General features: G+C 55.3%; 13 protein-coding genes. 8 read left to right on the top strand and 5 right to left on the bottom strand.

Annotated elements, in window-relative coordinates; translation table 11 throughout:
• Positions 1-221 precede the first annotated feature (221 nt).
• The 3 genes from Q0915_RS09860 to Q0915_RS09870 all read right to left on the bottom strand — a co-directional run bounded on the left by Q0915_RS09860 (position 222) and on the right by Q0915_RS09870 (position 3,028).
• On the bottom strand, positions 222-980 hold the full coding sequence (locus tag Q0915_RS09860) for a prephenate dehydrogenase/arogenate dehydrogenase family protein (protein WP_299470859.1): 759 nt from the start codon (positions 978-980) through the stop codon (positions 222-224).
• 180 nt (positions 981-1,160) lie between these two features.
• The gene (locus Q0915_RS09865; RefSeq protein WP_299470861.1) at positions 1,161-2,441 is read right to left on the bottom strand and encodes a hypothetical protein; all 1,281 of its coding nucleotides are present in this window, start codon (positions 2,439-2,441) and stop codon (positions 1,161-1,163) included.
• Positions 2,442-2,545: 104 nt separating this feature from the next.
• Positions 2,546-3,028: a type VI secretion system tube protein Hcp gene (locus tag Q0915_RS09870; RefSeq protein ID WP_299470863.1), complete on the bottom strand. Its 483-nt coding sequence runs from the start codon at positions 3,026-3,028 to the stop codon at positions 2,546-2,548.
• 314 nt (positions 3,029-3,342) lie between these two features.
• On the opposite strand from Q0915_RS09870, the gene Q0915_RS09875 reads away from it, so the two are divergent.
• From Q0915_RS09875 to Q0915_RS09910, 8 genes are all read left to right on the top strand, one after another.
• Positions 3,343-6,567: an AAA family ATPase gene (locus Q0915_RS09875; protein WP_299470865.1), complete on the top strand. Its 3,225-nt coding sequence runs from the start codon at positions 3,343-3,345 to the stop codon at positions 6,565-6,567.
• A gap of 18 nt (positions 6,568-6,585) precedes the next feature.
• Positions 6,586-6,804 (top strand): hypothetical protein, encoded by a 219-nt coding sequence (locus Q0915_RS09880; RefSeq protein ID WP_299470867.1) that lies wholly within the window; start codon positions 6,586-6,588, stop codon positions 6,802-6,804.
• 116 nt (positions 6,805-6,920) lie between these two features.
• Entirely contained in the window at positions 6,921-7,184 is a 264-nt protein-coding gene (locus Q0915_RS09885) for a hypothetical protein (RefSeq protein WP_299470869.1), read from the top strand.
• 20 nt (positions 7,185-7,204) lie between these two features.
• Positions 7,205-7,420, top strand: a complete 216-nt coding sequence (locus Q0915_RS09890) for a hypothetical protein (RefSeq protein WP_299470871.1) — start codon at positions 7,205-7,207, stop codon at positions 7,418-7,420.
• A gap of 9 nt (positions 7,421-7,429) precedes the next feature.
• Positions 7,430-8,425: a helix-turn-helix transcriptional regulator gene (locus Q0915_RS09895; RefSeq protein ID WP_299470873.1), complete on the top strand. Its 996-nt coding sequence runs from the start codon at positions 7,430-7,432 to the stop codon at positions 8,423-8,425.
• A gap of 558 nt (positions 8,426-8,983) precedes the next feature.
• Positions 8,984-10,000 (top strand): hypothetical protein, encoded by a 1,017-nt coding sequence (locus Q0915_RS09900; RefSeq protein ID WP_299470875.1) that lies wholly within the window; start codon positions 8,984-8,986, stop codon positions 9,998-10,000.
• Between the two features lie 265 nt (positions 10,001-10,265).
• Positions 10,266-10,970 (top strand): Crp/Fnr family transcriptional regulator, encoded by a 705-nt coding sequence (locus tag Q0915_RS09905; protein WP_299470877.1) that lies wholly within the window; start codon positions 10,266-10,268, stop codon positions 10,968-10,970.
• Between the two features lie 5 nt (positions 10,971-10,975).
• Positions 10,976-11,530, top strand: a complete 555-nt coding sequence (locus Q0915_RS09910; protein ID WP_299470879.1) for a DUF4202 domain-containing protein — start codon at positions 10,976-10,978, stop codon at positions 11,528-11,530.
• On the opposite strand, the gene Q0915_RS09915 is transcribed toward Q0915_RS09910, so the two are convergent.
• Both Q0915_RS09915 and Q0915_RS09920 read right to left on the bottom strand, forming a co-directional pair.
• On the bottom strand, positions 11,520-11,792 hold the full coding sequence (locus tag Q0915_RS09915; protein ID WP_299470881.1) for a hypothetical protein: 273 nt from the start codon (positions 11,790-11,792) through the stop codon (positions 11,520-11,522). The genes Q0915_RS09910 and Q0915_RS09915 overlap by 11 nt on opposite strands.
• A 7-nt stretch (positions 11,793-11,799) precedes the next feature.
• Positions 11,800-12,363 (bottom strand): cytochrome c oxidase subunit 3, encoded by a 564-nt coding sequence (locus Q0915_RS09920; protein WP_299470883.1) that lies wholly within the window; start codon positions 12,361-12,363, stop codon positions 11,800-11,802.
• Positions 12,364-12,365 lie beyond the last annotated feature (2 nt).

Consider the following 12,365-nt stretch of genomic DNA (forward strand, 5'->3'; position numbering starts at 1 on the left):
ACGAAGCGAGAACCATCGGTGTCCGGGCCCCAGTGAAAGGTGCTACAGAGACACAGAAACGGTGCGTGTTTGCACGCAGTTCAATCAATCTCTTCGAGCGCCAAAAACCGCGGTGGCATTCACTCTGATTGTCGGGATAGCGACGGTGCTTGGGTCGCCTGACGGCTCACCTTTGCCGCCAAGATTGAGAGAGCGGTTCGCAATTGCAACTCTGAATCTCGTCAATCGTCCGCATCAAACGTTTCCAGCATTCGTGCGACCCTGGCCTCGGCCGCCTCAAAACGCTCAACGACCGCTCGGCAATGCGGGTTGAAGCGGAAAACGTCGCGGAACAAGTCTCCGTCCTGGCGCACGCTTTCGACCGCATCCATCAAAAACCCGAAGGAAAGTGTATCTATTTCGGTGCGCAGGAAGTCGCCATGTGTAACGACCTGTCCAATGTAATGTGTCAGAAAAAGAGTTTCCGCCAACGCCCGATCATGCTGATCCGCTGACATTTCCAGAACGACCAGTCCGATCGAATTTAGTGCCGCCTTGACGTCATCGTAGACAGCCGGCTCAAGCGAGTGATCAGTCAGGACGATGCTCAGGCCTTGCAGGCTCTGGCCGATTTTCGAATAGCTGTGCGGCCCGAACATTGGATGTGTCGCGATATACCGCAACGGTCGCCCAGATCGAGCCGCCTGTGCTTTCAGCAGCTCTGCCGTATGTAATTTCACGGTTGCCACATCCACCAGCACGCTGCGGTTACCCAGCCTGGGGACAACGGCCTCCAGGGTTGCAGCAAACTGACCGATCGAGGATGCGATTATGACGACGTCGCTCTGGCAAACCTCGTCGAGAGAAAAGAACCTGTCATCATCTGGTTCTGCGCGTCGTGAAAAAATGCGAACACGGATCCCGGGCACAAAGCGTTCGGCAACTTTTTGAAGGAAAGCACCGAACTGTCCGTAGCCAACAATCCCAAGTGTTTCGATCATTCCCGTGTTCTCCGGACCATCCAGCTCTGCGCCTCTTCACCGGAAAGCACCTGACATTCAACGGCACCAAATCGGCAATTTAAATATCGCGTAGTTCTCGTGCGGGCGCGATAGTCCCGTGCGCGAACTTTCTATCCGGGCAAGTGTGTGTCGTACAGCCCAGGCAACAGTCTCTTGGTCTCAAGGATAGGAATGATACCCCTTGCCATACCCGGAGCTATGTCCGGCCTTCATGGTGCCGAGCGTGTTTGAACCTGGCTGCAGAACCGCCCTGACCTCCGCCAGTTCGGCATCCGTCATGATCGCGGCAGGATCGCGCTGCCGCTTTTTGGTTTCAATCTCTGCCCATAGGTCGTTGAGCCTGTCGTTTTGAGCACGGCGCTTTACCTTTCTTTTGGCGACACTTTTTCCTGCGGTTCTTTTGACGAGCTTCTTTCCAGCAGTTTTTGCCAATTTATATCCCAAACCCACTCCGGTGACGCATGCCACGATTTCAAACGTATCGATGATCTTTTCGACGACCTGAAACACGGCAAGAGCCTGTTCGGCTCCATCGATGGTTCTGGATAGATAGTCTGCCAGCAAGCGGGCGTTTTGCTCGATCAGGCACAACGCTACCAGCATGTAGATTTGCGCTTTGACGACATCTCCGCTGACCAGGGCGTCGCGGTACTTTTCCTGATACTTTCGCGGAAGGATCCAGATCGATTGACTTGGCAGCGATCCACCGCCGATGACGTCGGCGGTAAATGCCGCGATAGGTTGCTCGCGCCTATTGCGTGCAAGTTCCTGATGTTTGTCCCAGGTGTTTTCAAAAAATGTGTGTGTACGATCTGAGGCGCGCTTCAGCTTGGATTGAACGGGTCCCGTTAGAACGGAGCGGTAATAACCGGCTCCCAGCATGGTAACGCCAAGAAGCTCTTCCCGGTCAATCATGGCATCCTTCGTCTCGACAAGATCGCCTTTGATCCCCAATGAAAACCAGAATTCCCAGAGCGTCGGGTCCCGTCTCCTAGTGTCATAAGGCCTTCGCAGCCGCAGCCAGACACCCTTAGCATTCAAGATGTTGCGTACTTTCAGGAGGTAATCAGCCTCGTCGGGATTGTTGGTCCGAGGCGTCAGGGCATCTGCCGTCAGCATCTTTTTATGATCAAGCCGGACATATGCGTCCCGTTCGGAAACTTTTATTCGCCGGTCCAGAATCCGATAGGCGCGCCGCTTCTTTTTCGGATCGTAGGCAACGAGGTTTCCGCCGCGCCCAATCACAGAAGCTTCGATCGCTTTCCGGAATTCCTTTACATAGACCGGGTTCAGGAACTCAGCATCAATGACCCTTTGAAGCTGCGCAACCTGCCCTTTCGACAGCAGGCGTTTCAGGTAAGGCACAGTCGCTATGAGTTCCGTAACATCCGGTGCACCGAGTTCGCGCGCTTTTCGAAAATTGGTCTTCTCATTCGCCATTTGCCATGCTCCTTCCAAAGCAGAACAGGCGGCAACGGCAGAATGTCTTGAAGATCATCCATTCAGCCAATGCCACTGTTCAATTTGAGGTTTTTCGGGTGGGCTCAGACCTTCGTATTCCCGGCAATGTCCCAGGCAAACTCCGGGGCAGCGCCCTTCGAACCGTCGGGTTTTTGCTCGGTGTAGATCATCTTGTACTCGCCAAAGTTCAAGGACAGGCATTCAAACAGACGCTCATCGTCACTGCCTTCATTGTTGATGCTGGTCACGATGATGTCCTTCATCTCGATCTTGACGTATTCAAGCGGGTTTTCTCCGGCGGCCTTGCGGACAATCAGAGAGCCTTTCGGGATATGCTTTCCGGTCGACAGATGTTGCCACAGGGCTGGAGAAGACTTGTCGACATATTTGTTCACGGTTAGATCCATGAAATGCGCTTTGCCGGAGCCCGATCCTCCACCCATATGGGTTGTGCCGGATTGTGTCGCTCCCCAGGACCATGCCAGGACGTCAATCTCGTCCTTGTGGGTTTTGTCCTGCGCCTCTCCCTTAATGCCTTCCAGTTTGAGAAAATGATCAACAGACATATTCCAATTCCTTCAGTTTGCCTTGTTTGAATAAACTCGCCTCGGTTTGAAGGCAGTCGGGCCTTCAAACGTCGGAGAATTGTGCCTTGCACCTCATGACAAGGTGCATGGCCGGTCACTCTTTTGGATCCGTGTCATGAGGCCGCCGCTTGCACTCTAAGCGGCGCTTTTCGCAAGCCTTTCACGCCACATCTCCTGCAAGGTGACGGGCAACGAATAGGCGGACACCGTTCTGCCTCCGTCACAAAAGCTGGCTAAGCCGCTTTCGAAGCGTTAAATTTTCGCTAAATCGGATTCTCGGTCGAGGCTGCCGAATGGATGGCGACAATTGTCTGGATATCCGGCTTCTTGGCCGGCTGGAAATAAACTTCAAGGAACGAATGCTGGCGTTTCCGACACGCCATGCTGGTTTCCTGATCGCATTGCTTGCTCTAGAAGGGCCTTTGCGTCGCGAAACCGCAGCATCCCGGCTTTGGGGGGAGCGCGATGAGGCGCAAGCGCGCGCGTCTCTGCGCCAAGCAGTCTATCATATCCAGAAAGTTTTCGCGTCCGCGGGTGCTCCGGAACTGGAAGTTACCCGGCAAACCATTGCGTTGGTGGAAGGCTCATACCAAACCGACGTCGGCCGCCTTCTTGGTAAAATGGCAGCGAACCCCGTCACCGCGGTAAAGGCATACCGTGGAGAGCTTCTAGGTGATATCGGCCGCGTCGACCCGGCGTTTCAGGATTGGCTTGATCAGGAAAGACGCGCCCTGGAGGTGAAACTCTCCGAACGAACAACCGACGCAGCACGACTTTTTCTTGCCAGTAAGGATTGGGGAAGTCTGGCAGCCGTTTCTTCACTCGCTCTGAAGATCGATCCGTTCAACGAAGAAGTGTTTCGTCATCGCATGGAGGCCCTTGCCCATACGGACAGGCGAGCATCCGCACTCGCCCTCTATGAAGACTTCAAGGAAGGATTGCTGTCTGCGCTTGAGATCGAACCGGAGACCGCTACGCAGGAACTGCGAGATCAAATTGCCAACTGGAGCACTGAGCCGCCGCCGGTGTCTGATCCTCCTTCAGCTTCGCCTCAAGTGGTTTTTCGTGAACGGCGGAGCGTCTCGCTTCTTGCTGTCACTCCGTCCGAAATCAACTCGGACCCGGAATTTTTTGCAACGGACTTTGCCCGCGCAACCACACTTCTGAGAGAAATTCTTCAAGATGGTTCGGCGCAGATCCTTGAGCAGGCCGGCCCCGCAATTGCCTGCGTCTTTGGTGCGTCCGGGCTGGTCGAGCGGCACGCGGAAGCGGCGACACACACAGCAAACGCATTGGGCTCGCAAGCACGCGATACCTTAAAGATAGCAATTGTCTCGGGCGATATCGTCGATACCACTTCCGATGGCTCAGACGATATGAATCTCTCTGTTCTGGCCCCGCTCTTGTCGGAAGCGAATGTCTTGTTGCAGACCGCCGAACCGGGGCAAGTAACGCTCTCTGCAGCAACGTCGTCCAGGCTGAGCGCACGGCCAGCGCAAAAATCGTTTATTGCACGCGAAGCGGAGCTTGATGCATTAACGTCCGCGTCCGTCCAGACGCGTCGAGGCCAGGCGCAGGTTGTCGGTATCGTTGGTGAAGCCGGCATTGGAAAATCGACGCTCCTGCGGCAGTTTCTGAGTAATTGTGCAGGTGCTGAAATTCTCATGATCGAGGGTTATGACCGGGAAGCGTCACGGTCATTCGGTGCCATCGCACGATATCTTGCAACGCGGATTTCCGCTGGCGAAAACCCGAGTCGTGCGTCGGTCGACGCTGCTATCGCCGAAAAACAGATCCGCGCTGCTCACCGCGAAGTCCTTTTGGACCTGCTGTGTCTTGCCACCGAGACCGAACGGCAAAGCCTGGTCCGCGAAGAACAGCGTCTACGGATCTTCAAGCTGGCTCGCGAAGTCATTCTCGGGGCTTGCGAAAATGGCGAGGCAATTCTTGCGGTCGAGGATGTGCACTGGCTCGACCGGGACTCGGCGGAGTTTCTGGATCGTCTGATCGGAGAAATATCGGGAGACGCTCTGACCGTTGTCACAACGTTTCGTCCCGAGTACCAGGTCAGCTGGATCGGACGCAGTTCTTTCCGGCTCCTGCGGTTGGCTCCGCTTGCAACAGATGATGCAGAGGCGATGATCTCGCCCTGGGTGTCAAGATTGTCTGCCGAAGTCCGCAACCAGATACTGCAACGCGCTGCAGGCAATCCATTCCTCTTGGTGGAAACCGCTCGCGCCGTTTCAGCTGGCGGTGCCGATGCACTCAATCATGTGCCGGCAACTATCCGCGACATCCTCAATGCGACGGTGCAACGCCTTTCACCAGACGGCCGACGTGTGCTTCAGTGCGCCGCTGTGCTTGGCTTTGAAGCGCCGGACGGCGCGATCGCTGCCTTGACCGGATTCGAAGAAACGCGTCTGGATGATGCGCTGACGACACTCAGACACGAAGAGCTTTTGGTTCGCAGCGGCTTCGGTTCTTCTTCACGTCACCGCTTCCGGCATGCACTCCTTCACGAGGCGGTGTATGCGACAATCCCCAAGGTGGATTCAAGGTCGCTTCACGCCAGCGCCTGCGCGCACCTGCAAGGACGTCCCGACATCGATCCGGCCGCCATAGCCCACCACGCCTGGTGCTCGGAAGATTGGCCCGGCGCGGCCGAATGGTATCAGCAGGCTGGTGACCGCTTTGCAATGCTGTCTTCGTATGCTCTTGCGTCCGAGGCATATGGGTACGCGGTTGAGGCGCTGGCCAAGTGCCCGGATCAGCAGGGCCTGCAGCAAAAGCGCCTAGAACTTGCGCTCAGGCGTCGACCGGTTCTGGTGCCGCTCGGCCTATATGAAACAGCGCTCGCCGAGCTGGACAAGGCCGAGACGATCGCCGAACAGATTGACAGCCGCAGTTTCCGCGTCGCCGTTCATATCAACAAAAGCTACCTGTTCAGTACTCATGGCCACCTGAAAGACGCCATTGCGCACGCCATACGCGCAAGTGCCGCATGTGAACGAGAAGAGCAATCCGCCTATGAGGCAAAACTGGCGGAAGGCCAGGCGCTTTCCCTCATGGGCGATTGGCGAAGCACGATCGAGCTTCTGGCGCCGACCGTTCCGTTTTGGGAAGAGCACAGGCACGAAAGGTTCGGTCATACGGGAACGCGATCCGTCTGGTGTCATGGACATCTTTCCAATGCCTATGGCCTCAATGGCCAGATTGAGGCTGCTCTCAGACCCGCAGAAAGGGCGTTTGACCTTGCGGGGGAAACCAAGAGACCCCTCGACACGATATTCTCGCTTCATCTGCTTGGAAGGGCGCAGAATTTTGCGGGAAATTCGGAAGAAGCGCTTTCGCTCCTGATGGAAGCGTTGCGGCGCGCAGAGGAAATCGATGCACCGATCTTCCGGTCCTGGTTTGCCTGCGACGCATTTCCTTTGCTCCTGGCCTTCGGGCGGGCAGACGAAGCGAGCAACTTGCTGAATCGCCAGATCGATGTCGCGAAACAGCTGAAACTGCACTAGTTTCATGGTTGGCTTCGTTTGAACAAATCGGATTTGCTGCGCACGAACAAACGCTTCACCGAGGCAGAAACGGAAGCAGAAGCCGCCCTCGCCTGCGCGAGAGAGATCGGAGATCTCGTTCTGGAGCCCGCCGCCATGACCGCGCTTGCAGAGCTTTGCGAAGAAAGCGAACGATCGCGGACCCTTGCGGCCGCCAGAAATCTGGCAGCGCAGCGGGGCCTCTCCTTTTTGCGATGATCGAACGCAAAGCAACCTCTCAGACCCGGCTGTAGCTGATCCGATCGAAGCGCGGGCGGTCTGTTCCGTGCGCCAACTCTATACCGGCGGCAAAAACACTTTAGAGAAACCGCTGCATGGCAAGGCATCCCGTGCTGCTTGCCATCGTCGCACACCCATATGGCGTCGGGTTTCAGCGACATTTGGATCAGGAATTCCATTTCCGGACTGTCTCTGAAAGCGACGTCAAGACGTTCCAGAAGACCGTGAATGTCGGTGGGGAATTGAACCGGAGAAAGGAGCGCCGTCGCACAGGACTTTGCCTTCAACGAAACGGTACCGTGGTCGTTTCACATGACAATGAAGGCGAGACATACGTGGCATCTTACCGCGAAGTTTGATGCACACTCAGGAAATCAACATGGACCCCAGTCTTGTACTCGCCAGCCTGTTGCTGGATAGAAATCGGAGGCCAATCGCCACATCGGCTGAAGTCGACCGGTTCTATAATGAAAACGGACGCGTGTTCGGTACGGGCATTTTGAAAGTCGCGATGATCGCCCTGGCTGCACTGGCCGAAATATACAACAAGCGTGACCCAATCTTACGGTTTGCAACGCGCAAACACGGCAGTTAATTGAAAGACATGAAACAGAATACGGGAATTCTTCCTGCTGACCAGACAATTACGGAGCAGGAAAAGGCCATAATCGCGGCGGTACGGGCGGAGACGGATGCCTTTTTGGATCAGGACTTCGAGGCCTGGTCTGCATGCTGGGTTCAGGCGGCCCGGACGCAAGCCGTCTACGTTTCAGGCGTCGCCGGTTTAAGTGTCTTTGACGGATGGTCGCAGGTGGCTGCGCATATGCATCATGTCTTTGAGAGCGGATTGGCCTGTCAAAAGAAGCAAATCTGGCAGAAAGATCATCGCATCAGCATTGCAGACGGAACGGCCTGGGTCGTGTTCGAGGAACTCTCCGAGCAGCAATCCGGCATCATTCACCAAAACCATGAAACACGGTACCTGGAGTTGGAAGCCGATGGATGGAAAGTTGTCTATTCTTGCGTAATTGAACGCCGGCAATCCAATGCCCACACGCATGAAATCGCCGTCGGCAAAAATGGCCATGTAATTTGGGCGAGCCCCGAGTGCCTGAATTCCCTGAAACAGCATCCCTTACTCACTGTTTCGTCGGGCCGTATCCGTGCGCGTCGGCTCGATTGGGACAAGGTATTGCAAAGAGAATTCAAAAAAGCTGGAAACTTTCATGGCTTTTTCGAACTTCACCGTTTCGCAAGCGAGACCGGGGGCCCGCTGCAGTATCCGGTTATTCTCGGTAACTCCGATGATGGACGGATCGCATTCGTCCACATATCCGTGCGTGACTGCATGACCTATCTCAAACTGGATGGTGACGGGCTGATTGAGCACCGGATCGCGGTGGCGCGAGCGGTATTTGGCCTTTCAGAGGGTCAAATCAGAATCGCCAGCCTGATTGCGTCGGGAAAAAACCTCTCCGAGATTGCTGCCTGCCTGAATATCAGCGTGAATACGGCACGAACTCATTTGACGCGCCTCTATGAGAAGACCGGAGTCAATTCCCAGACTGCCCTGGTTCGGTTGCTCTTAAGTGTTGGCTAGCGCAGCCTTTCCCAAAAGCGCGACACTACTGACTTGCTCTAACGGTACTTGTCCATCGGTGCGGTTGTTGTTCAAGCCTGCGGCTTTAGCGACACGCACATTCCGCGCCCTCCTCAAAGTTGCCGCCAGAAAATGATGCTGTCTTCCATGCAGCTAGAGCTTCTCCTGAAAAGCTGAGCGTTGCTCGGGAACTGGCAAATTTCAGTCCCTAACTGCAGCAAAACTCACAAGTTAAAATGCGTCGGTTTCAAGTCCGCGCATGGTCGTCCCCTTCCGCATGCTCGCCCAGGGATATTTGACGTTTTTTTTATGCAGCCGAGGCTCAAACCCTCAAAAGCGCCGACAGGAAATGACAACGAAATAACGATCACACTGGCATCTATTAGCTGTCCGCAGCAAATCAAAATAGTTCTTTAAATTAGCTTCTTTCTACACGTCAAAAGCTAAATACCAACCACGCTAATTACACACGCGAAAATTTATATACGCATTCTCTACTTTGCGACTTGCTGCGGACTTCGTGACGACATTTATCCTGAAATTCGAGGAACGAAGCCGATGACAGTCCATAACCACCACGCTCTCCACCTGCTCAACGGTGACGACAGGACCCCGAGTATATTGTCACAGCGCGACGCCAAGAAGGCCGGTCGCTACAACGCAAAACGGGCGCGCCGCATCGGCTGGGCGTCTCACTGGTCCGGCATCTGCCGTGTTCTTGGCATTTCAAACGCTTTGTTGCAGGCCGATGATTTCAGCCAGTTTGTCGCACAGTTTCAGTTGACCAGAAAACTCAAACCGGACGGCATGCTGGGAGAGGACACCTGGCGGCAAATGCAGGCGGAAGCGCGCATCGTGCTCCGAACTTTGCCCCCGCCGCCGTGGTTACCTGTTTCCGCTCCCGGGCGATCACCGGTCAAAGCGATCGCTGTCGAAGCCCTGAATTTGAACGCACCCTGGATGGACGTCGCACTGCGCGAGCGCGAAACCAACTGGCTTAACGATGATGGCAGCGCGGTTGTCGAGGGCGATACGCGGGTCGACGAAGGTTACTTTGAGGCATGTCCCTACATGGGCAAACGTGCCTGGGAGCGTAAACTGAGCCACAAGCGCGGCCTGGACAACGATCACTGGTGCTCGGCATTCGTGAATTTTTGCCTTCATACCGCCGGATACAGCCATTCCGGCAGCACCGGAGCCTTCTCATTTTTGCATAGAAGACGTTGGCGATTCCGCGCCCTGGATGAACCGAAACGAGGCTGCGTCATTGTCATGAAACACAACAAGAAAAAGTGGCACCACGTTGCGTTTCTTGATGAAGTTGGTGACCTGCCCTCAAATCCCAAGGGCGACATCAACTCAAAGAAATATGACGGCTATACCATCCTGGGAGGCAACCAGGGCGGCAATAGCGTCAACTCGAAGGACTTTTACAACTGGACCTTTTATGACGCGAAGGATCAGTATGGAAACAGGTCGCCTTATCTCTACCCGCTCAGGGGGACCGAGGACGCAAATTGCAATGTCGAACTGTCGACGGCTGCACCCCATTTTTGCGGAGAGCAATGGCTCTAGCTGGAGCTCTATTTGTAACCTGCCATGCAATCACGCAACCCGATACGTGCCTGCCGTGGATGCATGCTCCATCGCAAGCAGTGGCAAAGACCAAATCCGACGAAAGGCGGGCGACGCGCGTCGCTTGAGACATGGTATTGGGGCACCCTCTATTTATGTGTGATTTGATCCGGAACAATCCGCACGCGCAAGCATTCTGGTATCGTGGAAAGTAACGATATGGAGGGAGCAGGTTCATCCTTCGAACCTGAAGAGGGTTTCACCAATGCCGAATGAACGCCGCAAGAAAATTGCGCAGAACTCGTTGTTGCTCAAGAGTTTTCCGCAAGAAATCCAGGACATGGTTCTCAGCATGTCAAGCTGGCGCGAATATGATCGAGGTGAAACCTTGTTCCTGCAAGGCGAAACGGCGCATGCCATTCATATCGTCACAGAAGGCTGGGTGAAGCTTTACAGGATTGCGCCGAATGGCGGCGAGGCTGTCGTGAACGTGTTTGCCAAGGGCGAGAGTTTTGGCGAGGCGGTCGCCTTCCGCGGGCACGCTTACCCGGTTTCGGCTGAAGCGGTAACATCCTGCGAAGTCATGCGTATTCCAAGTTCCGCAATTCTGGAAGCCATGCGAAAAGATCCAGATATCTCAGTATCAGTACTTGCCTCGACGTTTGCGCACCTCCATTCTCTTGTCTCTCAGCTTGAGCAACTCAAAGCGCAAACAGGACCGCAACGTGTCGCAGAATTTCTGCTGGATCTGTGCGAGAAGGACGCTGGCGGGTGTGTCGTGACACTGCCATATGACAAATTCCTGATCGCGGGACGGCTTGGGATGAAACCGGAGAGCCTGTCGCGCTCTTTCTCAAAGCTGAAGGCCGTAGGTGTCCATATTAATCGCAATCACGCCGAAATCGACGACATAGAACACCTGCGAGATTTTTCCGAAACCGACCCGGTAGAGACATGGCACAAGGCGTAACAATTATGCTCCAAAAGGCCCTTCACGCCATAGACGAAGCGAACGCCGCCGATCCGACACTCGAAAACGGCAAGCCCGCCGCCCTGCTTTATGGACAACGCATGAGTTCCGAATTGGAACGCCTGTACCCGGACGCCCCGGATGCCCTCAAAATCGCTGCGCGCGGCCAGCATATCGAACGATGGATCCTGCCGCGCAACACCTATCCCGAAGGCCGGGCCGGGTACCACGCCTGGCGCCGCGACCTTGCCAGGCATCATGCCGACCGGGTCGCCAGGATCATGTCCGAGGCCGGATATGAGAGCGGCGCAATAGAAGCCGCCGAACGCATGCTTCGCAAGGAAGGTATCAAGCGCCACGAGGATGTCCAGGCGCTGGAAAACGTTATCTGTTTCGTGTTTCTCCGGTTTTACTTCTCCGCGTTCGCTGACAAGCATCCTGAGGAGAAGGTGCTTGGAATCGTGCAGAAAACCGCGAAAAAAATGTCGGATGACGGAAGATCCAGGGTCCTGAACGAGTTTGAACTTCCCGAACACCTCGCGGCAGCTTTCAAGTCCTGATTTCCGGGATCAGGAACAGGCCCAACAAAAGCAGGCAAAACAGTCCGAGCGCCCAATTGAAGCCGGTCAGCCAGACCGGTGCCTGCCAAAGACCAAGGTATCGAGACAGCACAACGCGCGCCTTCATCCAGGCAAAGATCAGCACGAGTATCCCGGTCGCCGCTGCGCCGAGCGTTCCCGCCGCGCCTGCGGCGACAAGCACGGATGCACCGCTTAGAAGAAGCAAACAGAGCCAGGCTCGTGTCGTTGCGTTGAAGCTCATGTCGTTCTCACGCCAGCAGATAGATCACCGGAAACAGCAGAACCCAGACGAGATCCACCATGTGCCAGAAGGCTGTCCCGACCTCGACATTGCGTAGTTCCGTTTTCCAGATGACCAGACCCAGGATGATCATGCCCGCCACCACGTGCAACGCGTGAAAACCGGTCAAAAGGTAATAGAAAGTGAAGAACGGGTGTGTTTCCGTCGAAATGCCCTGCCCTGCAACATCGGCGTATTCGTAGAATTTGATCGCCAGAAAGACCGACCCAAGCATTATCGCGAAGAAAAGGCTCCACCGTGCCGGCGCCATTATGTTGTTTTTGACGAGATCAAGCGCACGGGCGGCGAAAAACCCGCTGGTGATCAGAACAACGGTATTCACCCCGGCAAGGGTTGGATGAAGGTTAAGCCTCGCGGCTGCAAAGCCGGCCGGATCCGTGACCCTGACGCCCAGAAACGCCGCCAGTCCGGCACCGAATACCAGGAGTTCACTGACGATCAGGACCCACATCATGAGATCGCCGGGAAGCTCATCAAGTGCACTTGCCGGTTCGCTTTCTCCGGCAGACATTC

Source organism: uncultured Roseibium sp. (assembly GCF_947494555.1).
In the GTDB taxonomy this organism is placed as follows: Bacteria; Pseudomonadota; Alphaproteobacteria; order Rhizobiales; family Stappiaceae; genus Roseibium.